Below are 23216 nucleotides of genomic sequence, written 5' to 3'. Positions count from 1 at the left end.
AACAGCTTCTGACATTGTGCATTTACGAACGTGTGATGAAGTGCCGATATCGTCCTTCCGAGGAGCCTGACATGAGCACAACGCCCGTTCTGGAGATGCGCAACATTGCCAAAGCGTTTGGCAAGTTTTACGCGCTCAAAGGGGTGGACCTGACGGTCTGGCCCGGCGAGATCCACGCGCTGATGGGGGAAAACGGCGCGGGGAAAAGCACGTTAATGAAAATCCTTGCCGGGGCTTATAGCGCCACCAGCGGCGAGATCCTGATTGACGGCCAGCCTTACAGTATCAAAGGCCCGAAAGACGCACTGGCTGCGGGCATTACCTTGATTTACCAGGAGATGCAGCTCGCGCCCAATCTTACCGTCGCCGAAAACATCTTTCTCGGCAGCGAAATCGCCCGTGGCGGGCTGGTGCAGCGCAAAGAGATGGCCGCGCAAGCCCAGGCGGTGATCGATCGCCTTGGCGCAAATTTCAAAGCCACCGACCGGGTGATGACCTTAACCATCGCCGAACAACAGCAGGTGGAGATCGCCCGCGCGTTGCATCGCAACAGCCGCATTCTGGTGATGGATGAACCCACCGCTGCCCTCTCCTCGCGTGAAACTCACCGCCTGTTCGATCTGATCCTGCGCCTGCGCGATCAAGGTATGGCGATTATCTACATCAGCCACCGCATGGCGGAAGTATATGAGCTTTCCGATCGCGTCAGCGTGCTGCGCGACGGGCAATACGTCGGCAGCCTGACCCGCGACAAACTAAATGCCTCCGAACTGGTCCGCATGATGGTCGGGCGACCGCTCAGCGATCTGTTTAACAAAGAGCGCGATATTCCGCTCGGCAGCCCGCGTCTGAGCATTCACCACCTGACCGATAACGAAAAGATCCAGCCGGTTAGCTTGCATGTCCGCGCCGGGGAGATCGTCGGTCTCGCCGGGCTGGTTGGTGCGGGGCGATCGGAACTGGCGCAGTTGATCTTCGGCGTGCGTAAAGCCACCGGCGGCATGATCGAAGTGGATGGCGAACCAGTGGTGATCCACTCCCCGCGCGCCGCCATTGATTTGGGCATCGGTTTTTTGACCGAAAACCGCAAAGAGCAAGGGCTGTTTCTCGAACTGGCGGCGCAGGAGAACATCACCATGGCGACGCTTGAGCGCGACGCCGCCTGGGGAATGCTCGATCGCAAAAAAGCGCAGTCGATCTCCGATGATGCCATCAAGCTGCTCAACATCCGCGTACCGCACGCGCAAGTACGGGCGGGCGGGCTTTCCGGCGGTAACCAACAAAAACTGCTGATCTCGCGCTGGGTGGCGATTGGCCCGCGCATTTTGATCCTCGACGAGCCAACACGCGGTGTCGATGTCGGCGCGAAAAGCGAGATCTACCGGATCATGAACCAGATGGCGCGCAAAGGCGTGGCGATCCTGATGATCTCCAGTGAGTTACCGGAAGTGGTCGGCATGAGCGATCGCGTATATGTGATGCGCGAAGGCGAGATTGCCGGAGAGTTACTCAACGGCGACATCACCCAGGAAAACATCATGACGCTGGCGACCGGCGTTAACGAATCCCTACACCCGGCGGTACACCATGACTGATTCCAAAGAAAATACAGCCACCGAGGTCGCCAAATCGGCCTCCGCCAAAAAGATGTTGATGGGCGATCTGATGCAAACGGTCGGCATCTTGCCGATTTTGATCCTCATCGTCGCCATATTTGGCTTTATCGCACCGAACTTCTTTACCGAAAGCAATTTGCTGAATATCACCCGCCAGGCGTCGATCAACATTGTGCTGGCGGCGGGAATGACCTTCATCATTCTGACCGGCGGCATCGACCTGTCTGTCGGTTCGATTCTGGGCACCACGGCAGTGGCAGCCATGGTGGTGTCGTTGATGCCGGAGCTCGCCATGCTGTCGGTGCCGGCGGCGCTGATGCTTGGCCTGGTTCTGGGGCTGTTTAACGGCGCGCTGGTGGCGTTCGCCGGGTTGCCGCCGTTTATCGTCACGCTCGGCACTTACACCGCGCTGCGCGGTGCGGCCTATCTGCTGGCTGACGGCACCACGGTTATCAACTCCGACATCAGTTTTGAGTGGATCGGCAATAACTACCTCGGCCCGGTGCCGTGGCTGGTGGTGATCGCACTGGCGGTGATTGCGGTGTGCTGGTTCATTCTGCGCCGTACCACGCTTGGCGTTCATATTTACGCGGTGGGCGGCAATATGCAGGCCGCACGCCTGACCGGCATCAAAGTGTGGCTGGTTTTACTGTTCGTCTATGGCATGAGCGGGTTGCTTTCTGGCCTTGGCGGGGTGATGAGCGCCTCGCGCTTGTACAGCGCCAACGGCAACCTTGGCATGGGCTATGAGCTGGACGCCATCGCGGCGGTGATCCTCGGCGGCACCAGCTTTGTCGGCGGGATTGGCACCATCACCGGCACGCTGGTGGGGGCGCTGATTATCGCCACCTTAAACAACGGGATGACGCTGATGGGCGTCTCCTACTTCTGGCAATTGGTGATCAAAGGGGCGGTGATCATCATAGCGGTGCTGATCGACAAATACCGTACCCGGCATCATCAGGCAGCATAACAATACCCTACAAAACAGCAACATAAGTGAGGATTACAGCATGCGTCTTAAACCTCTTGTCACTGCGCTCTGCGCGGGTGCTCTGCTGGCAAGCGCCCCGTTCGCGCAGGCCAAAGAACTGAAGTCCATCGGCGTCACGGTGGGCGATCTGGCGAACCCCTTCTTCGTGCAAATCACCAAAGGGGCGGAGCTGGAAGCGCGCAAACTAGCGGGCGATAAGGTCAAAGTCACGCTGGTTTCCAGCGGCTACGATCTGGGTCAGCAAGTGGCGCAAATCGATAACTTTATCGCCGCCAAAGTCGACATGATCATCCTCAACGCCGCAGATTCCAAGGGCATCGGCCCGGCGGTGAAACGGGCGAAAGACGCCGGGATCGTCGTCGTGGCGGTTGACGTGGCGGCAGAAGGCGCTGACGCCACCATCACCTCCGATAACACCCAGGCTGGCGAAATGGCGTGTAAATACATCACCGATCGTCTGAAAGGCAAAGGCAATGTGGTGATCATCAACGGGCCACCGGTTTCCGCCGTGCAGAACCGTGTCGAAGGTTGCCAGACCGAGTTTAAACGCCACCCGGACATCAAGGTGCTTTCCGATAACCAGAACGCCAAAGGCAGCCGTGAAGGCGGGCTGGAAGTGATGACCTCACTGCTTGCCGCTAACCCGAAAATCGACGGCGTATTTGCGATTAACGATCCGACGGCGATCGGCGCCGATTTAGCCGCTAAACAGGCGCAACGCAACGAGTTCTTTATCGTTGGCGTCGACGGCAGCCCGGACGGTGAAGAGGCGCTGAAACGTAAGAACTCGCTATTTGTCGCCACCCCGGCTCAGGATCCACAAGTGATGGCCGCCCGCGCGGTGGAAATTGGCTATGACATCCTGCAAGGCAAACCCGCGCCGAAAGCGCCGGTGCTGATCCCGGTGACCATGATCGATAAACAGAATGTGGGTAGCTACAAAGGCTGGACGGTGAAATAACGGTTTATCCCTCTCCCGCAAGGGAGAGGGAGCGCCAACACAGGGGATACCATGAAACGCTCCGCCATTAATGAGATTCTCGGCCATACACGACAGTTCTTCTCGATGCACGATGTGCATCTGCCTCCTTTTGCCAGTTTTCCACCGACCAAATGGCAACAGCTGGACAGAGAGGCCTGGCGCGAAGTGTTCGATCTGAAGTTAGGCTGGGATGTCACCGCCTTTGGCAGTTCGAATTTCTACGCCCAGGGACTGACGCTGTTTACGCTGCGCAACGGCTCGCCCAACGGCGCGCCTTATGAAAAATGTTATGCGGAAAAGATCATGCATGTGCGCGACGCGCAGGTGACACCGATGCATTTTCACTGGCGCAAGCGCGAGGACATCATTAATCGCGGCGGCGGTAATTTAATTATTGAACTGTGGAACGCCGGAGCGAATGACGAAACGCTCAACACCGACGTTACCGTGGTCATTGATGGCTGCATTCAGACACACGCGGCGGGCAGCCAGCTGCGCCTCTCACCAGGGGAAAGTATTTGCCTGCCACCGGGGCTATATCACAGCTTCTGGGGCGAACCCGGCTTCGGCGATGTGCTGGTCGGGGAAGTGTCGTCGGTTAACGATGACGAACATGACAACCACTTCCTGAACGCCATGGATCGCTACAACAACGTTCTGGAAGACGAACCGGCGCTGCTGGTGCTGTGCAACGAGTATCATCTGTTTCTGAGCTAAAGGAGTTTGCTATGCCGCTGATTTCTCTTGCCGAAGGCCTGGCCCACGCCCGCGAACATCACTACGCCTTAGGTGCGTTCAACGTGCTCGACTCCCACTTTCTACGCGCCTTGTTCGCCGCCGCGAAGCAGGAGCGATCGCCGTTTATCATCAATATCGCCGAAGTGCATTTTAAGTACATCTCGCTGGACTCGCTGGTCGAAGCGGTGAAATTCGAAGCCGCCCGCAGTGACATTCCGGTGGTACTCAATCTCGACCACGGCCTGCATTTTGAATCGGTGGTGCGTGCCTTGCGGCTCGGCTTTAGTTCGGTGATGTTCGATGGCTCCACGCTGGAGTACGAAGAGAATATTCGCCAGACGCGGGAAGTGGTGAAGATGTGCCACGCGGTGGGCGTTTCCGTTGAAGCCGAACTGGGCGCAGTGGGCGGCGATGAAGGCGGTGCGTTGTACGGCCACGCTGATGAAGCCTGTTTCACCGATCCGGCGCTGGCGCGGGATTTTGTGGATCGCACCGGCATCGATACGCTGGCGGTCGCCATTGGCAATGCGCACGGTAAGTACAAAGGCGAACCGAAACTTGATTTTGAGCGCCTTGACGCCATTCGCCAGCAAACCGGCCTGCCGCTGGTGCTGCACGGCGGTTCCGGTATCAGCGATGACGATTTCCGCCGCGCCATCTCGCTCGGCATTCATAAGATCAATTTTTACACCGGCATGTCGCAAGCCGCACTGGGCGCCATTGAGCAGCGCATGGGCAACCGCCAGCCGCTGTACGACGAGTTCGCGCAGCTCTTGCTCAGTGTTGAAGAAGCCATTACCGATACCGTCGCCGGGCAGATGCGTATCTTTGGCAGCGCGGGGCAACTGTGATGGAACGTAAAGGGGTTATCGCCGCCGGAAATATGCTGGTCGATCATGTCCACCAGATTGTGCAGTGGCCAGAGCGCGGCTGGCTGGCGGAAATCACCCACAGCGAGCGTTCCACTGGCGGTGCGCCGCTGAATGTGTTGTTGACGCTGGCGAAAATGCACGTTGGCTTACCGTTGCAGGCGGTTGGGCTGGTGGGGGAAGACAGCGACGGCGATTATATTCTGGCGATGCTGGAGCAATATCACGTCAACCGCCAGCACGTGCAGCGCACCACGTCTGCACCGACGTCGATGTCGCAGGTGATGACCGACCCTTCCGGTCAGCGCACCTTTTTCCACTCGCCGGGTGCGAACCGTCTGCTGGATTTGTCTGCCTTTGACGGGCTGGATGACAGCATGAAGATTTTCCATCTCGGCTATTTGCTGCTGCTCGACAGCCTTGATAAAGCGGATGAGGAGTTTGGCACCCGCAGCGCGCGCCTGCTGGCGCAAATGCGCGAACTGGGTTTTGAAACGTCGCTGGATTTAGTGTCGCGCAAGGGCGATCCACGCTATCAACCGCTGGTGCTGCCCTGCTTGCCGCACCTCGATTACCTGGTGATCAACGAACTGGAAGCGGGCGAATTCAGCGGACTACCGATGCGTACTGCCGACGACGGACCACATATCGACAACATCGCTCTCGCGGCGGCCAAACTGCTGGCGGCGGGCGTAAAACAGCGGGTGGTGATCCACTGCCCGGAAGGTGCCTGGGGTGAAGCGCCCGGCGATGCGGGCAGTTGGGTGCCTTCGCGAATGCTGAGCCAGGCCGAAATTATTGGCAGCGTGGGGGCGGGAGATGCCTTTTGCGCGGGCTTTTTATATGGCTGCCACGAAAGCTGGCCGCTGCAAAAAAGCATCCTGCTGGCACATGCCTGCGCCCGCGCCAGCCTGCTGTGCGCCAATGCCATTGACGGCGCGAAAACGCTGGACGCGTTATTACAGGAGTGCTGAGGCTCAGGCGGCTTTATCGCCGTGCGAAACGTCTGCGGCAAACACGTAGCCAAGCCCGCGCAAGGTTTTGATCAACGCGGGTTGGTGGGGATTGGTTTCGATTTTGCGGCGCAGGCGCATAATCAACACGTCAATAGTGCGGTCAAACACATCGACGCTTTCGCTGTGCGTCAGCTCCAGCAACTGTTCGCGATTCAGTACCCGGCGCGCGTTTTGTACCAGCGCCAGCAACAAGCTGTACTCACCTTGAGTTAGGCCAACACTCTGCTGCTGCGGGTTAAACAGCTCGCAGCGCTCGGGATCGAGATGCCAGCCGTTAAAGACAAACCCCGGCGTTTTGATGGCGGTGGCTTCCGCCGCCAGCACGCCAGTACGTCGCAATACGGCTTTGACGCGCGCGACCAGCACACGCGCGTTGAATGGCTTGCCAATGTAGTCATCGGCACCCATTTCCAGGCCGACCACCACATCCGATTCGCTGCCAAGCCCGGTGAGCATCACCACCGGCAGCGACGGGCGCAGTTTTTGCAACTGCTGTAACACCTGCAAGCCGTTGATATCTGGCAACATCATATCTAACAGCACCAGCGCGATATCCGCATGCTGCGCACAGAGGTTTACCGCATCGCGCCCGTTATGGCAGGCGTAGACCGTAAAGACGTGCTCGTTGAGCACATCTTCCAGCAGTGAACACACCGCCGTATCGTCATCTACAACCAGAATCGCAGGTTTCATTGTCCGCTTCCGCCAGGCTTCATTTGCTCATTCTGGCTCATTCTGTTGGCTGCGATTGATAAATGCAGCGACTAAATGCCGGATTTTTAACCGGGGTCACATCCCCCTCGCCTTTCGACACGTCACTTTTGACGATGACCTGCGTTTCGTCAGTATTTTGACCAAATATCCGCCGTAATATCAGTGAATACCCCCAGCAACACTGTGGCATAGAAGATGCATAATCGGGGGCGATATTCTTAACTGGAGCGAAAGTGATGAAAAAAGTCGTCACGGTTTGCCCGTATTGCGCCTCAGGTTGCAAGATTCACCTGGTGGTCGATAACGGCAAAATCGTTCGGGCGGAGGCAGCGCAGGGCAAGACCAATCAGGGCACTCTGTGTCTGAAAGGTTATTACGGCTGGGATTTTATTAACGATACCCAGATTCTGACGCCTCGCCTGAAAACCCCGATGATCCGTCGCCAGCGCGGCGGCAAACTGGAGTCTGTATCCTGGGATGAAGCGCTCGATTATGTCGCCGGTCGTCTGAGCGCCATCAAAGAGAAGTACGGTCCGGACGCGATCCAGACCACCGGCTCTTCCCGCGGTACGGGTAATGAAACCAACTACATAATGCAAAAATTCGCGCGCGCCGTTATTGGTACCAATAACGTCGACTGCTGCGCTCGTGTCTGACACGGCCCATCGGTTGCAGGTCTGCACCAGTCGGTCGGTAATGGCGCGATGAGTAATGCCATTAATGAAATTGATAACACGGACTTAGTGTTTATCTTTGGTTACAACCCGGCGGATTCTCACCCGATCGTCGCTAATCATGTGATTCGCGCGAAACAAAACGGGGCGAAAATCATTGTCTGCGATCCGCGCAAAATCGAAACCGCGCGCATTGCGGATATGCACGTTGCATTGAAAAACGGGTCGAACATCGCCCTGCTCAACGCGATGGGGCATGTCATTATTGAGGAAAAGCTGTACGACGAAGCGTTTGTCGCCAATCGTACCGAAGGGTTTGAAGAGTACCGGAAAATCGTTGAAGGCTATACGCCGGAATCGGTCGAGGAGATCACTGGCGTCACGGCGCAGGAGATCCGCCAGGCCGCCCGCATGTATGCCGGTGCGAAAACCGCCGCCATTCTGTGGGGCATGGGCGTGACCCAGTTCTACCAGGGTGTGGAAACGGTGCGTTCGCTGACCAGCCTCGCGATGCTGACGGGCAACCTCGGAAAAGCACACGTTGGCGTGAACCCGGTGCGTGGTCAGAACAACGTACAGGGTGCCTGCGATATGGGCGCGTTACCGGATACCTACCCTGGTTACCAGTACGTGAAAGAGGATGCGCACCGCGAGAAATTCGCCAAAGCCTGGGGCGTTGAAAGCCTGCCTGCGCATACCGGTTATCGCATTAGCGAGCTGCCGCACCGCGTTGAGCACGGCGAAGTCCGCGCCGCTTATATCATGGGCGAAGATCCGCTTCAGACAGATGCCGAGCTTTCAGCGGTACGTAAGGCGTTTGAAGGGCTTGAACTGGTGATTGTGCAGGACATTTTCATGACCAAAACCGCAGCCGCGGCGGACGTCATCCTGCCATCGACCTCCTGGGGTGAGCACGAAGGTGTTTATACCGCAGCGGATCGCGGCTTCCAGCGCTTCTTTAAAGCGGTGGAACCGAAGTGGGATCTGAAAACGGACTGGCAAATCATCAGCGAGATCGCCACCCGGATGGGTTATCCGATGCATTACAACAACACGCAGGAAATCTGGGATGAGTTGCGTCATCTTTGCCCGGACTTCTACGGCGCCACCTACGAAAAAATGGGTGAGCTGGGCTACATTCAGTGGCCGTGTCGTGACACGTCGGATGCCGATCAAGGCACGTCGTATCTGTTTAAAGAAAAATTCGATACGCCGAATGGGCTGGCGAAGTTCTTCACCTGCGACTGGGTCGCGCCAATGGATAAACTCAACGAGGAGTATCCGATGGTGCTTTCCACCGTGCGAGAAGTGGGTCACTACTCCTGCCGTTCAATGACCGGTAACTGCGCCGCGCTCGCCGCGCTGGCGGATGAACCGGGTTATGCGCAAATCAACACGGCCGACGCTGCAAGGCTGGGCATTGAAGATGAAGCGCTGGTGTGGGTGAACTCGCGCAAAGGCAAAATCATCACGCGTGCGCAGGTCAGCGAGCGTCCGAATAAAGGCGCGGTGTATATGACCTACCAGTGGTGGATTGGCGCCTGTAACGAGCTGGTGACGGAAAACCTCAGCCCGATAACCAAAACGCCGGAGTACAAATACTGCGCCGTGCGTGTGGAGCCGATCGCCGATCAGCGCGCCGCCGAACAGTATGTGATAGATGAGTACAACAAACTGAAGACTCGCCTGCGCGAAAGCGCAATGGGTTAAGTCGTTAATGCGGGGTGTTCACCACCCCGCATTTTTTTCAGATCGCTTTGGTAAAACAGCCAAACCAGAACCCATTTTCTCGTTCGAACTTTTCATCGCCAAAAGCGCGAGTATGTTCGGAAACCACATCCAGACAGCAAACAGACAATCCCGTCAGATAGCGTTTCAGTTCATCCGCCGAATAGGCTTTTTCAATCATGTTGTCGAATTTACGTTTGAACAGGCCCGGTTCATCCAGCGTTACATCGACGACTTTATCGTTAAACACCGCCTGGTTACTGACGGCAAGGAAGAAATAAGCGCCGCCCGGTTTCAGGAGCCTGACCACGTTGTTGAAATAAGCGACGCGTACCGCTTCATCGGGAATAAAAGTAATAGCGGACATAATATCGAAAATGCAATCGAAGTGATCATTCGGAAAGGGTAAATCACCTGCCGCGTTGGCCTTAATAATCTGTACAATGCCTTTCTGTTGATAATCACTGAGCAGCTCCGTTGCTTTATGAATCGCGATATCGGTCTGATCAATACCGACGTAATTATCAGAAAAACCATGGGTAATAAGGTAATGAAGATTGCGACCAAACCCACAGCCAATTTCCAGTGTGTTGACGGTGGTGGAGTGAGTTTGAATATATTCCAGGCTTTCGTAGATTCGTTTTATGGCGTAACTGGGTGTGGTGCGCACACGTTCATCCGCCGATTTTTTATGTAACTCTTCCCATTTACTTTTATTTTGCTGGCTACGCTTATTTGATGCAAAGATATCCATGGAATTCACCGTATTTCATGATCGTGGCAATTTGTTTAAACCCGACTTCCGCAAGGATCTTTCTGTTTTCTCGTTCGGTGCAGGGCCGCATCATTCCTTCGAGGCTAAATTTTTTAGCGAGAATTTCATCAACCGAAAACCCTCGCGACAGTTTGAATTTAAGATAACAAGACTCGATCATTTCATTTATTTTTGAGTCGTCAATAACCTCTTTTTCAAAAAGAATTAACGCACCACCCGGGATTAACGCATCATATAATTTTTCATAAGCCATTATGCGCTTAGTTAGTGGAATAAACTGCAAGCAGTAATAAGAAGCGATAAAGTCGCACGCTTCCATGTCGATATTTTCAATGGTGTTATGCAGATATTCAATGGGTAAACTGCCGGTTCTTTTTTTCGCCTGCGCGATCATATTCTGAACCGGTTCAACGCCAATAAACCGTGTCGCTGCTTTTTGGCTATGACGGGTATAAATTTTATGAATTAGCGCACCAGTGGAGCAGCCTATTTCATAAAACACTGAACCGTCTTTAATAAAGAAATCACTTAAAAAACCAATAAGTTCATGTCCCTCCTGATAAACCGGCACCGACATTTGCACATGTTCATCAAAATGGCTGGCGACATCATTATCAAAAGACCATTGTTGCCCGGTTGATATTGAAATACTGTTACCCACTTCCATGTTAATACTCCCGATTAAGAAGAAAGAGTGAAAGGACAATCAGGCATCCGCCGATAATAAGCTGGATGGAAAGACCATCATGCAACGTGAAAATTGAAAAGATCGTTGAAAAGAGAGGAACCAGAAACAGAAAGCCGCTGGCAAGCGTTGCGCCGCCCTGCCGTAGCGCTGAAAACCACAGGCCGAACGAGCCGACGCTGGCGGGTAAAATAAGCCAAATAAACCACACCCAGCCCCAGGTTTGTAAATCGCCGATGTCATATTTTTCATGTCTTATCCAGGCGATGATCAACATAAACAACGCACCGAGAAAAAGCTGCCAGCCGGTAAATACCCAGCTATCTTTATCAAAAACAAATCGCTTACTCACGACCGTGCATACCGCCCAGCATAGCGATCCCAGAAACGCATAAAATAAACCGGTTCCGCCTTTAACGCTCTCAAGCCCCAGACAAACAATCACCCCCGCGACACCGATGACCAGTGAGATTATTTTTCGCTTATTTAATTTATCGTGCAGCAGATAATGCGCTAATATCGCGAGCCATAAAGGGTTGGTAAAAAGAATAATAGAAGACATGGATGAGGTAACGCTCTCCAGCGCCAGGTTGAGAAAGCCCATTGTTCCTGTCGTCTGCAGCGCGCCAACGACAGCGGTTAAAAGCAGCCCCTTCGCGACAGAACCTTCACTGGTCGGAATGATGGCCTGAACGCCACGGGTAAAAACCGGGATTAACAGCATAAAAAGCCCGGCCGCCATAAACCGCCAGCCGCCCATTAAAAACGGTGGCATATTTTCGTAAGAGATTAAGTATTTCCCGGTTGGAAAAGAAGACCCCATACAGAGGGTCGCAATAACGACTTTTATTAGAAAGTTCATATTTCTCGTGGTCACACTGCTTTCCTTTTATCAATACAGCCAATGGCAAACAATAAAACGAATGAAAGAGCAATAACGAGCATAGAGAGAAAGAGATAATCCAGCTGACTAAAAAAAGCCACGGCGGTAAACAAATATTGAATAATGACCAGCGCCAGCAGTAGCTTTCGGATAAATGCATCCCCATGCCGAATAGAAAAGAGAATACCTAAAGGTGCAAAAATAATGACCACCGGAATCGTTGCACTAAGGTATTTTAATGTCTGCATACTCACATTACCGGCACTGATATTTAACGCTGTTGCAAAGATGGATATTAATGCCATCACAATGACCGCAGAAGGTGTTGCCACGGATTCAGTGCGGGAAAACAGTAAAATCAACACGCAAAAAAAGACCACATCGATACCATTACCAATCCACGACGTCACAATTCCACCCGCGAAGCAAATAGAGATAAATAGCAATAATCGCCAGCCGCTCGCGTGAGCAGTTTCAATAGTCTGCGAAATAGTTTTTTTTCTTCTGACAAGGAAAATCGCTGCGCCAAAAGCAAGCCAGAAAGAGGAGAAAAAGACTTTTAATCCTGCGGATGAAAAAGGATTGGGAATATAAAACAGCGCCAGCAGATAACCTATAAAGCTGGTAATGACACACCAGGTAATTAGAAATTTATCCACCGGTATCTTGCGGGTATATATCGCTAAAGAAGATGCCGACATGCCAAACGATTGCATTGCCAGGCAAAAAACAGCGGCTTCTTTCGCAGGGATCTGCTTGATAAAGGTCAGTACCGGAAACGCAACCACACCACCGCCCACGGGTGTGGCACTGCCGACAAACGCGCCGATCATCATGGAGAGACTTAAAATATAATTCTCGGCAATACTAACAAAGCCAGTAATATAAACCGTCAATAGAAGCCATAAAATTAAAGCAAAAAATCTGAAAAAGAGGAGGGAGTCCTTATATAAAGGTCGTTGTAAGAACATTATGACTGCCTTGTCTGTTCTGAATTGCGGTATTCTTTACGAACAAACACATAAATGTTTAATTCTTTAATGAACTATGAACGTCATGACAGAACAACTTCCTAATTTTAGTCGGTTGGCTTGTTTGTTAGCAGATGCGAGCCGGGCAAGAATGCTCTGCGCGTTAATGGATAATAGCCGGCTCACCGCATCGCAATTAGCCATTACCGCCGGGCTTTCCCCCCAATCCACAAGTAATCATCTGGCGAAACTCATCCATTGCCGCGTCGTTGCCTTCGATAAGATTGGCCGCAACCGTTATTACCGGCTTTATAACTCGCTGATTGCCCAGGCGATAGAATCAATGATTGTCGCCACCTATGCCGATAGCAATTTTCAGGAACGGCTAAAACCCAGCGGGTTCAAGAAAATGTGTTATGCCAGAACTTGCTACGACCACATTGCCGGGCATGTCGGCGTGGCGATTTACGAGCACCTTTGCCAACAAAAAGTGCTCGAGGCCGCAGAAGGAAATCTTGCCATCGGCACCACTGGTGTTACGTGGTTCGGCACTCACTTAGGTATTGATGTTAACGCGCTTCGCCATTCACGCCGGGCACTGGTTATTCCCTGCATGGACTGGAGCGAACAGAGTTACCATCTTTCGGGAGAGCTCGGCGCGCACCTCTTTAGCGCTCTGCTCAAGAAGCGTTTTATTCTCAAAACCAATGAAGCACGTATTTTGGCCCTCACCCCTGCCGGTAAAGCGTTTTTGCAACGCAGCCTGGGGATTCATAACCTTGATGATGAATAATGTGCCGTTTATCAGCTCCTGCGCCAGCTAATCGTGAAACGTTTTGCCCCGGGCACAGGGGACCGCGTAGAGGAGACAAAACAAACACTCTGCTCCGCCACCGCTTCGATGGCAAAAATTGGCAGCACGCGCTCTGAAATTTACGGTTTGCAGCCGGTATTTATCAGCAAAAAAAGAGTTCTTCGTCGATAATGCCTTTTCAGCCGAATTTTATTTCGGCAAGAAAAAAATAAACATCGCAGGAAAATAAAAATAAATATTACACCGCCAGTAAAACTGGCAACCATCATTCATCATAAATAGCTACATTATAAACAGCTTATTTCGTTATTATTAAATGCCGCGTCAATGTTACCCTCTTGATATAACTAACAAAATTAGCCAAAATTCACATTCCACCACTAAATATCATTCGCTCTATAAATAATTAAACCCAACAACATGGAAGTTACCAATAATAAGTGAGGCAACAATGCATCGTATTACCCGATTATTAAGCATCATTTCATTTCTGTTTTTATTTACGCTGAGCTCTCACGCTTATAGCGAAACGATCAATATAAGCTCGAAATTCTCGTCATCATCTGGAAACGACTTTATCAATACCACGCCGCAAGGCGGGTTTTGTAGAGAATATTCACAGCAATGCAGCGGCAATAAGACGTACAGTATCTCGCTCGCCCTGACGGCATCATTAATGCAGGACTGGATCCTGGCGTATGGCGCGCCTCAGGATGCTATGTACTATAAAATGCCGGGAGCCTTACGGAGTGTGAAAGTGACGAATGCCGAACACAAAAGTGTATTTGTCCATTTTAGATTTGCCGGGCTCGCCGCCACCTATTCCACGCATTTTGACTGGACCGTTGCCCAACACACTGATTCCTGGGTTGGCGGTGCATTTATTAACGCGCCTGGCCCGTGCATCTCTTCCGGCGTCGGGGTGCCTTTAACAAGAAAATATATCTTTATGTGGAAATGGCCCGAAAACAATGTGGCTTGCTATAAAACCCCGGTCGCGGATCTGCACTATGAACCTTATCTGATAAGTGACATGAGCATTGTTTATGAATTGCGAACACCTGACCCATTTCAGCTGGCACCCGGTGACTATAAGGGAACATTGCATTTCACTATCGGCCCCGGCGGGGATATGGATTTTGGCGATCGTTTTGTCCCCAGCGATTCCAGCCTTGATATTAACTTCCTGTTGTCCGTGAACCATGAGTTTAAAATAACCACCTCCGCAGAAGACCGGATGGTGGCGCTACAGCCCTGCAAACCGGGCCAGGTCTGTTCTGCAAAAGAGGGCGAGGCAAACTGGGAGCGCTGGATGGTCAGCCGCGTCACACCGCAGCTCACAGGGCGAAGTAACTTCGGTATCACCAGCTCCGGGGATTTCACCGTTTACCTTGCCTGCATGAATAGCCAGATTGGTCAGGACTGTGCGCTGGAAAGTGATAACACCGCGCAGCAGGTGCCATTCTCTGCCTTTATCAACCTGCCCGCGAATATTGTGGATAGCACCACGGGAGCGGCGGTCGTTCAGCAGCGCTTACACATTGGCAAAGATCCCGCGAAGAATCTCTTTACCACCAAAACCTATGCGCAGAATCAAAAAGGCAGTATCGATTTCCTGGTTTCTCAACGCGATGTTGAAGCCATGCTCAGCACCCGGCCGGATACCTATCGCGGCGGCGCAACGGTGATTTTCGACCAGAACATAAATTAACGGCGAGTCTGCTATAAAAATCCCTCCGTGAAGGAGGGATTAAAAAAACCACTGTTCGCCTGCTTACGCCGATTATCGCCACATTCCTTCCTCATAAAACGGCACTGTTTAGCACTTAATTTATCCCGGTAATTCCAGCGTCTTTTCCGGCGGAAAGTACGTTTCAGATATCGCTTAATAGATAAAAAACGAAAAACCGAAAGGCAAAACACTCACAGTTAAACGCCATAAAAATTTATTTCCCCATCACCATTCATCATAAAAAGCGCCAATATTGCCGGGTAATCGCCCTATTATTATTCACCTCCTAAATGCTACCCTCATCGCTATATGGGTAAGATTTAGCGGAATTATTCCCCGCCGTTATTTTCCTGGCGGGATACTATCGTTTTGGTCACAGAACAAGATGGCAATAAAAAATTAAGTGAGACAGCAATGGGTCGCATCATCAAATTATTCAACGTTATTTCATCTACTTTCTTGCTTATTGTAAGTTTTCATACTTACGGCCAAACGCTCAGCATTAGCCAGGAATACAACTCCGCATCCGGAAACACCTTTGTTAATACCACACCGCAAAGCGGTTTTTGTATAGAACATGCTCCCCTGTGTACCGACGGTAAAACGTTCAGTCTCTCACTCCATTTAACAGCAACGTTGATGAAGACATGGATCCTTGCGAACGCAGCCCCACGAGATGGCGTGTACATAAAATTGCCGGGGGTCGGGGGTGATGTGAGGGTCATCAATGCTGAGGGGAAAATCACCACGGTTCATTTCAGGATTGTGGGTTTAGCCGCGAATTATAATACCCATTATGACTGGGATCTTGCTGATCACATTAACTCATGGGTCGGTGGATCGTTTGAGACAGCGCCCAGCCCATGTACCTCTTCCGGTATAAGTCAGGCTCTCACCCGATACTACCAATTTATGTGGAGATGGCCTAAAAGCGCTGTGGCCTGTTATAAAACTGCAGCAAGGGATCTCGAAAATGAACCCTATTTATTAAATGAGCTGAGCATTGTCTACGAATTAACAAATGCCAGCCCGCAACAATTAGTGTCGGGGGATTATACCGGGACATTACATTATTCCGTCGGTCCCGGCGGAGATATTGATTTTGGTGACGCGTATGTCCCCAGCGATACTTCCGGTATTGATATTAATTTTCGCCTGACCGTGAAGAATGAGTTTAAAATCACCACCACCGCAGACGACCGACAAGTTGCTCTGCAACCGTGCAAGCCCGGCAAAATCTGCACACCAGATGAAGGCGAAGCAAACTGGGAGCGCTGGATGGTCAGCCGCGTCACACCGCAGCTCACAGGGCGCAGTAATTTCGGCATCACCAGCACCGGCAACTTCACCGTTTACCTTGCCTGTGCTGACGGCCAGGTAGGCCAGGATTGCGCCTTAAAAAGCGATAACAGCGGGCAGCTGGTACCGTTCAGAGCATCACTCAACCTGCCAACAAATATCGTGGACAGCACGACGGGCGCGACAGTTGTTCAACGGCACCTGAACGCCGGGAAAGATCCGTCGCAGAACATCTTTACCACCAAATCCTATGGCCAGGATCAAAAGGGCAGTATCGATTTTCTGGTCCCGCAACGCGATGTTGAAACCATGCTCAGCACAAGGCCGGATACTTATAGAGGCGGTGTGACGGTGATGTTCGACCAGAGTATTAATTAGCAAACGACGTTATTTAACAGGCAAGGCGGATAAGCCCGCCTGATGTAAAAATCCCTCCGTGAAGGAGGGATTGAGAAGGTTACTGATCGGCAGTTTTATCAAATTTGCCCAACATCTCGCGCTCGTAAGCGCGCGCTTTTTTACGGTCAAACTTGTGTTCCCACTTGGCGATCACCAGCACCGCCAGCGCATTACCCACCACATTCAGCGCAGTACGTGCCATATCAAGGATACGGTCAACACCGGCGATAAACGCCAGCCCTTCCAGCGGAATACCGACGCTACCCAGCGTTGCCAGCAGCACCACAAAGGAAACGCCCGGCACACCCGCAATCCCTTTCGAGGTGACCATCAGCGTCAGCACCAGGATGATTTCCTGCCACAGCGACAGGTCAATGCCATACAGCTGCGCAATAAAGATGGCCGCAATGCTCTGATACAGCGTCGAACCATCGAGGTTAAAGGAGTAACCGGTCGGCACCACGAAACTGGTGATCGACGCCGGTGCGCCATAGGCTTCCATCTTCTCGATAATGCGCGGCAGCACGCTTTCCGAACTGGCGGTGGAGTACGCCAGAATCAGCTCATCTTTCAGGATGCGGATCAAAATCCAGATGCTCAGCCCGCACACACGGGCCACAATTCCCAGCACCACCAGCGCAAAGAACAGAATGGCGAAATAGACCAGGATAACCAGCTTTGCCAGCGGCCACAGCGAAGCAAAACCGAAGTTCGCCACCGTTACTGAGATCAGCGCAAACACGCCGACCGGTGCATAGCGCATCACCATATGAGTGACTTTAAACATGGTTTCGGAAATAGAACGGAACACGGTGACCAGCGGTTCGCGGTGCGAGGCTGGCAGAGAAGAGAGCCCCAGGCCAAACAGCACCGAGAAGAAGATGATCGGCAGCATATCGCCCTTCGCCATCGACGCGATGATATTGGTCGGCACCAACGATAAAATCGTCCCCATCAAGCCGTGGGCGTGGCTTTGCACATCCGCGGTGGTGCTTTGGTATTTCGAAATATCCACCGTCGCCAGCTGCGACATATCAATTCCCGCGCCCGGCTGGAACACATTCGCCAGCGTGATACCGAGAATAATCGCCACCGTAGTGATCACTTCGAAATAGATGATGGTCTTCGCGCCGATTCGGCCAAGCTGTTTCGCGTCGCCAACGCCTGCAATGCCGACAATCAGCGTCGAGATAACAATCGGCACGACAATCATTTTGATCAAATGGATAAAGATATCGCCTGCCGGAGACAGGAGATTCGCAATCAGCCATTCGCGGCTGTCGCTGTGGTAGTGCAGATAACTACCCAAAAGAATACCCAGCACAAGGGCTAGCAGAATCTGCCAGGCCAGGCTGATTTTCATGTTTTTCATAACTACAGACATCCTCAATGAAGCGCCATTCCAGGTCCGGAACGACCCATACTGAAAGGGTATGATTAGCGTCGCACAGTATTGCGGGGTTTTTTAACGCGCATTATCAGTATCATTTGCAGGGTGTAACGCGCAACCCTATACCGGGAGGGGGTTTGACTGAATTTTTACTCAAAAACCGTCTTTTATTTCAGTTATTATAAATAACTCTTTGTTATGAAAAACTTTTCACTACTCTTAAATCCAATATTTACCATTAGAAATTATTACGCATAATTCGTTCATTTGCGCATTTTTTAATCATGAAAAATGCCATCCCGACCAATCTTTACCGAAATTTCGTCTGCCTTTCGTAATGAATGCAGTGAATAATACACAGCACCAACCATTATCAGGCTAATAATCGAGTAGTGCATTTTCATAGACTTGCATCAGCCTGCATTTTTACGCCGATAGTAAGCGTAATCGAACTGCCACATTCCATAACTTGCTGTTATGAAGCGCCTTTCTTTCCGCTCCACCTTTTTGCGTTCTTTCGCGCGCCAGCACATTTATTTTGCTCGCTTTTTGCACAATTCATTTAATGCGTGATCTATCGCGCAAATAGTAAACAAAGCTGGCAAAGGCCCTACAATTAACGTTCTTGTGACATATTATTAACATCTTACAAGGAGAGCAATCGCCATGAGCCAAATACATAAACACGATATTCCCGCCAATATTGCGGAACGTTGCCTGATAAATCCGGAGCAGTATGAAGCCAAATACCAGCAATCGGTAACTGACCCTGACACATTCTGGGGCGAACAAGGCAAAATCCTCGACTGGATCAAACCTTACAAGAAGGTGAAAAACACCTCCTTCGCGCCAGGCAATATTTCCATTAAATGGTATGAAGACGGCACGCTGAACCTGGCGGCCAACTGCCTCGACCGCCACCTCGCCGAACGCGGCGATCAAACGGCCATTATTTGGGAAGGTGATGACGCAAGCCAGAGCAAACTCATCACCTACCGTGAATTGCACCGTGATGTCTGCCGCTTCGCCAATGTGCTGGTGTCGCTCGGTATCAAGAAAGGCGATGTCGTCGCCATCTATATGCCGATGGTGCCGGAAGCCGCTGTGGCAATGCTCGCCTGTGCGCGTATTGGCGCGGTGCATTCGGTTATTTTCGGCGGCTTCTCGCCGGAAGCGGTCGCCGGGCGCATTATTGACTCAAGCTCGCGGCTGGTGATCACCGCCGATGAAGGTGTGCGTGCCGGGCGCAATATCCCGCTGAAGAAAAACGTCGATGACGCGCTGAAGAACCCGAACGTCAGCAGCGTCGAGCATGTCGTGGTGTTCAAACGCACCGGCGGCAACATCGACTGGCACGAAGGGCGCGATCTGTGGTGGAACGAGCTGACCGACAAGGCCAACGACCAGCACCAGCCTGTTGAAGTGGGCGCAGAAGATCCGCTGTTTATCCTTTATACCTCCGGCTCCACCGGGAAACCGAAAGGCGTGCTACACACCACTGGCGGTTACCTGGTCTATGCCGCGTCAACCTTTAAATATGTCTTCGATTACCATCAGGGCGATGTCTACTGGTGTACTGCCGACGTCGGTTGGGTTACCGGGCACAGCTACCTGCTGTACGGACCGCTGGCCTGCGGCGCCATCACGCTGATGTTTGAAGGCGTGCCGAACTGGCCGACCCCGGCGCGCATGAGCCAGGTGGTGGACAAACATAACGTGAATATCCTCTATACCGCGCCAACGGCCATTCGCGCGCTGATGGCGGAAGGGGATAAAGCGATTGATGGCACCAGCCGTGCTTCGCTGCGGATCCTCGGCTCCGTGGGCGAGCCGATTAACCCGGAAGCCTGGGAGTGGTACTGGTCAAAAATCGGCAACGGTAAGTGCCCGGTCATGGACACCTGGTGGCAGACGGAAACCGGCGGCTTTATGATCACCCCGCTGCCGGGAGCAACCCAGTTGAAAGCCGGTTCCGCCACGCGCCCGTTCTTCGGAGTGCAGCCTGCGCTGGTGGATAACGAAGGTAACGCGCTTGATGGCGCGACCGAGGGCAACCTGGTGATCACCGACTCCTGGCCGGGCCAGGCGCGCACGCTGTTTGGCGATCATGATCGCTTTGAGCAGACCTATTTCTCCACCTTCAAAAACATGTACTTCAGCGGCGACGGCGCGCGTCGTGACGAAGATGGTTACTACTGGATCACCGGTCGCGTGGATGACGTGCTGAACGTCTCCGGTCACCGTCTGGGGACAGCTGAAATCGAATCGGCGCTGGTGTCGCACCCGAAAATCGCCGAAGCGGCGGTGGTGGGCATTCCGCACAACATTAAAGGCCAGGCCATTTACGCTTACGTCACGCTCAACCACGGTGAAGAGCCGTCGCCAGAGTTGTACACCGAAGTGCGAAATTGGGTGCGTAAAGAGATTGGCCCGCTGGCGACGCCGGACGTGCTGCACTGGACAGACTCACTGCCGAAAACCCGCTCCGGCAAAATCATGCGCCGTATTCTGCGCAAAATCGCCGCTGGCGATACCAGCAATCTCGGCGATACCTCAACGCTCGCCGATCCTGGCGTAGTGGAAAAACTGCTCGAAGAGAAGCAGGCCATTACCATGCCATCGTAATAATCGTAAAACCCTGCCGGATAGCGGCGCGAAAGCGTGTTATCCGGCGGCAAACGCAACCATAACGCTCTCCTTCCAAGGAGAGGAAACAACCACCTCACCCTACAATTCCTAATGGATTTCGTGTTGCAGGAAAGCGGCAAACGCGCATATCCCAGGCGCAACAATAACGATGTGACTGGGGCGGGCGCGTGCGGCCAACCGACCGGCAGCGCGTAAGACAACGGGGAGACCTCTGGAGAATTCTGTGATGAATAACATTTATCAACAGATAGAAAACAGTGCGCATTTCAGGGAGTTAGTCGAAAGACGGCAACGGTTTGCCTTTATGCTTTCCATCATCATGCTGATTATCTACGTCGGCTTTATTCTGCTTATCGCATTTGCCCCGCACTGGCTCGGTACGCCATTACATGAAGGCACCAATGTCACGCGCGGCATTCCGATTGGCATTGGTGTGATTGTGATTTCGTTTGTGCTGACCGGCGTGTACGTCTGGCGGGCAAACGGCGAGTTTGATCGTCTGACAAAAGCGGTTCTGAGCGAGGTAAAAGCATCATGAAGAGAGTCCTGACGGCGCTGGCCGCCACACTTCCTTTTACGGCTCACGCCGCCGATGCCATCACCGGCGAGGTACAGCGCCAGCCGACCAACTGGCAGGCGATCATTATGTTCGTCATTTTCGTCGCGCTGACGTTGTACATCACCTACTGGGCATCCAAACGGGTGCGTTCGCGCAGCGATTACTACACCGCGGGCGGCAATATCACCGGTTTTCAGAACGGGCTGGCCATAGCCGGTGACTTTATGTCCGCAGCCTCGTTCCTGGGGATTTCCGCGCTGGTGTATACCTCCGGCTACGACGGCCTGATCTACTCGCTCGGCTTCCTCGTCGGCTGGCCGATCATTCTGTTCTTGATCGCAGAGCGCTTGCGTAACCTGGGGCGTTATACCTTTGCCGATGTGGCCTCTTATCGCCTGAAACAAGGCCCCATCCGCACCCTTTCCGCCTGCGGTTCGCTGGTGGTTGTCGCGCTGTATTTGATTGCGCAAATGGTCGGCGCGGGCAAATTAATCGAGCTGCTGTTTGGCCTGAATTACCACGTCGCCGTGGTGCTGGTTGGCGTGTTGATGGTGCTGTATGTGCTGTTCGGCGGCATGCTCGCCACCACCTGGGTACAGATTATCAAAGCGGTGCTGCTGCTGTTCGGCGCAAGTTTTATGGCCTTTATGGTAATGAAACACGTCGGTTTCAGCTTCAACAACCTGTTCACGGAAGCGATGGCGGTCCACCCGAAAGGCGCGGCAATCATGAGCCCTGGCGGGCTGGTGAAAGACCCGATCTCCGCCCTTTCACTCGGGCTTGGATTGATGTTCGGCACCGCCGGTTTACCGCATATTCTGATGCGTTTCTTCACCGTCAGCGACGCGCGTGAAGCGCGCAAAAGCGTGTTCTACGCCACCGGGTTTATGGGTTACTTCTACATTCTGACCTTTATCATCGGTTTCGGTGCCATCATGCTGGTGGGCGCAAACCCGGCGTTTAAAGACGCGGCGGGCGCGCTGATTGGCGGCAACAACATGGCAGCGGTGCACCTGGCAGATGCAGTCGGTGGCAACCTGTTCTTAGGTTTTATCTCCGCCGTGGCGTTCGCCACCATTCTGGCGGTGGTTGCCGGGTTAACGCTGGCGGGTGCCTCTGCGGTTTCTCACGATCTCTATGCCAACGTGATCCGCAAAGGCGCGACAGAACGCCAGGAACTGAAAGTGTCGAAAATCACCGTGCTGGTGCTGGGGGTTGTCGCCATTCTGCTTGGCATTCTGTTCGAAAAACAGAACATCGCCTTTATGGTCGGACTGGCGTTCTCCATTGCCGCCAGCTGTAACTTCCCGATCATTCTGCTCTCGATGTACTGGTCGAAGCTGACTACGCGCGGTGCGATGATCGGCGGCTGGCTGGGTCTGTTAACGGCGGTTGTCCTGATGGTTCTCGGCCCGACAATTTGGGTGCAGATCCTCGGTCACGCCGCACCGGTGTTCCCGTATGAGTACCCGGCGCTGTTCTCCATCGCCGTGGCGTTTATCGGCATCTGGATCTTCTCCGCCACCGATAACACCGAAGCCGGCAAACTGGAGCGCGAGCAGTTCCGTGCGCAGTTTATCCGTTCGCAAACCGGGATCGGTATCGAACAAGGCCGTGCTCATTAATCTTTTTACCCCGGTCAGTAATGGCCGGGGATCACACTTTCCCCCCTTTTCTCTACCCCTCTTCTGTCAGCGCGCTACAGTACCCTCAGCTTATTGAAACAATG

19 protein-coding genes are annotated in these 23216 nt (G+C 52.9%); 13 read left to right on the top strand and 6 right to left on the bottom strand.

What is annotated here, in order from left to right; translation table 11 throughout:
* Positions 1-71: 71 nt before the first annotated feature.
* Genes JKP81_RS12960 through JKP81_RS12935 form a run of 6 tightly spaced genes read left to right on the top strand, consistent with a single transcriptional unit; the run spans position 72 to position 6173 of the window.
* Positions 72-1595, top strand: a complete 1524-nt coding sequence (locus JKP81_RS12960) for a sugar ABC transporter ATP-binding protein (protein WP_200552070.1) — start codon at positions 72-74, stop codon at positions 1593-1595.
* Positions 1588-2589: a ribose ABC transporter permease gene (locus JKP81_RS12955; RefSeq protein WP_200552069.1), complete on the top strand. Its 1002-nt coding sequence runs from the start codon at positions 1588-1590 to the stop codon at positions 2587-2589. Before JKP81_RS12960 ends, JKP81_RS12955 begins: the two co-directional genes overlap by 8 nt.
* A gap of 40 nt (positions 2590-2629) precedes the next feature.
* Positions 2630-3571, top strand: coding sequence for an ABC transporter substrate-binding protein (locus JKP81_RS12950; protein ID WP_017459503.1), 942 nt, complete (start codon positions 2630-2632; stop codon positions 3569-3571).
* A 51-nt stretch (positions 3572-3622) separates the two neighbouring features.
* Positions 3623-4309, top strand: a complete 687-nt coding sequence (locus tag JKP81_RS12945; protein WP_200552068.1) for a D-lyxose/D-mannose family sugar isomerase — start codon at positions 3623-3625, stop codon at positions 4307-4309.
* Positions 4310-4320: 11 nt separating this feature from the next.
* Positions 4321-5181, top strand: a complete 861-nt coding sequence (locus JKP81_RS12940) for a ketose 1,6-bisphosphate aldolase (protein WP_200552067.1) — start codon at positions 4321-4323, stop codon at positions 5179-5181.
* Entirely contained in the window at positions 5181-6173 is a 993-nt protein-coding gene (locus JKP81_RS12935; RefSeq protein WP_200552210.1) for a carbohydrate kinase family protein, read from the top strand. The genes JKP81_RS12940 and JKP81_RS12935 overlap by 1 nt, the downstream gene beginning before the upstream one ends.
* Positions 6174-6176: 3 nt before the next feature.
* On the opposite strand, the gene JKP81_RS12930 is transcribed toward JKP81_RS12935, so the two are convergent.
* A complete protein-coding gene (locus tag JKP81_RS12930) occupies positions 6177-6908 on the bottom strand; it encodes a response regulator (RefSeq protein WP_200552066.1) in 732 nt (243 codons plus the stop codon).
* A gap of 257 nt (positions 6909-7165) precedes the next feature.
* Between JKP81_RS12930 and fdhF the strand changes: the two genes are divergently transcribed.
* A complete protein-coding gene (fdhF, locus tag JKP81_RS12925; RefSeq protein WP_200552065.1) occupies positions 7166-9313 on the top strand; it encodes a formate dehydrogenase subunit alpha in 2148 nt (715 codons plus the stop codon).
* Between the two features lie 37 nt (positions 9314-9350).
* On the opposite strand, the gene JKP81_RS12920 is transcribed toward fdhF, so the two are convergent.
* Genes JKP81_RS12920 through JKP81_RS12905 form a run of 4 tightly spaced genes read right to left on the bottom strand, consistent with a single transcriptional unit; the run spans position 9351 to position 12645 of the window.
* Complete coding sequence (locus JKP81_RS12920) at positions 9351-10085, bottom strand: class I SAM-dependent methyltransferase (RefSeq protein WP_200552064.1); 735 nt, start codon at positions 10083-10085, stop codon at positions 9351-9353.
* Entirely contained in the window at positions 10063-10773 is a 711-nt protein-coding gene (locus JKP81_RS12915; protein WP_200552063.1) for a methyltransferase domain-containing protein, read from the bottom strand. Before JKP81_RS12915 ends, JKP81_RS12920 begins: the two co-directional genes overlap by 23 nt.
* A 1-nt stretch (position 10774) precedes the next feature.
* Positions 10775-11668, bottom strand: a complete 894-nt coding sequence (locus JKP81_RS12910; protein ID WP_340222822.1) for a DMT family transporter — start codon at positions 11666-11668, stop codon at positions 10775-10777.
* Positions 11665-12645, bottom strand: a complete 981-nt coding sequence (locus tag JKP81_RS12905) for a sulfite exporter TauE/SafE family protein (protein WP_234455634.1) — start codon at positions 12643-12645, stop codon at positions 11665-11667. Before JKP81_RS12905 ends, JKP81_RS12910 begins: the two co-directional genes overlap by 4 nt.
* An 85-nt stretch (positions 12646-12730) precedes the next feature.
* Between JKP81_RS12905 and JKP81_RS12900 the strand changes: the two genes are divergently transcribed.
* The 3 genes from JKP81_RS12900 to JKP81_RS23610 all read left to right on the top strand — a co-directional run bounded on the left by JKP81_RS12900 (position 12731) and on the right by JKP81_RS23610 (position 16868).
* On the top strand, positions 12731-13438 hold the full coding sequence (locus JKP81_RS12900) for a helix-turn-helix transcriptional regulator (protein ID WP_234455633.1): 708 nt from the start codon (positions 12731-12733) through the stop codon (positions 13436-13438).
* Positions 13439-14135: 697 nt separating this feature from the next.
* A complete protein-coding gene (locus JKP81_RS12895; protein ID WP_234455632.1) occupies positions 14136-15170 on the top strand; it encodes a hypothetical protein in 1035 nt (344 codons plus the stop codon).
* 390 nt (positions 15171-15560) lie between these two features.
* On the top strand, positions 15561-16868 hold the full coding sequence (locus tag JKP81_RS23610) for a hypothetical protein (protein WP_234455631.1): 1308 nt from the start codon (positions 15561-15563) through the stop codon (positions 16866-16868).
* Positions 16869-16947: 79 nt separating this feature from the next.
* Here the strand turns inward: JKP81_RS23610 and gltP are convergent, their stop codons facing one another.
* Positions 16948-18261, bottom strand: coding sequence for a glutamate/aspartate:proton symporter GltP (gene gltP, locus JKP81_RS12885; RefSeq protein WP_017459491.1), 1314 nt, complete (start codon positions 18259-18261; stop codon positions 16948-16950).
* A gap of 684 nt (positions 18262-18945) precedes the next feature.
* Here gltP and acs point away from each other — a divergent pair.
* The 3 genes from acs to actP all read left to right on the top strand — a co-directional run bounded on the left by acs (position 18946) and on the right by actP (position 23112).
* Positions 18946-20904, top strand: coding sequence for an acetate--CoA ligase (gene acs / locus JKP81_RS12880; RefSeq protein ID WP_200552062.1), 1959 nt, complete (start codon positions 18946-18948; stop codon positions 20902-20904).
* Positions 20905-21151: 247 nt separating this feature from the next.
* Positions 21152-21466, top strand: coding sequence for a DUF485 domain-containing protein (locus JKP81_RS12875; protein ID WP_025263759.1), 315 nt, complete (start codon positions 21152-21154; stop codon positions 21464-21466).
* On the top strand, positions 21463-23112 hold the full coding sequence (actP, locus tag JKP81_RS12870) for a cation/acetate symporter ActP (protein ID WP_200552061.1): 1650 nt from the start codon (positions 21463-21465) through the stop codon (positions 23110-23112). Before JKP81_RS12875 ends, actP begins: the two co-directional genes overlap by 4 nt.
* The last annotated feature ends 104 nt before the right edge of the window (positions 23113-23216 follow it).

This window comes from Kosakonia sp. LAM2021 (genome assembly GCF_016620385.1).
GTDB lineage: Bacteria > Pseudomonadota > Gammaproteobacteria > Enterobacterales > Enterobacteriaceae > Kosakonia > Kosakonia sacchari.
The sequence above is the reverse complement of the archived record's forward strand: the minus strand, read 5'-3'. Positions and strand labels throughout refer to the sequence as shown.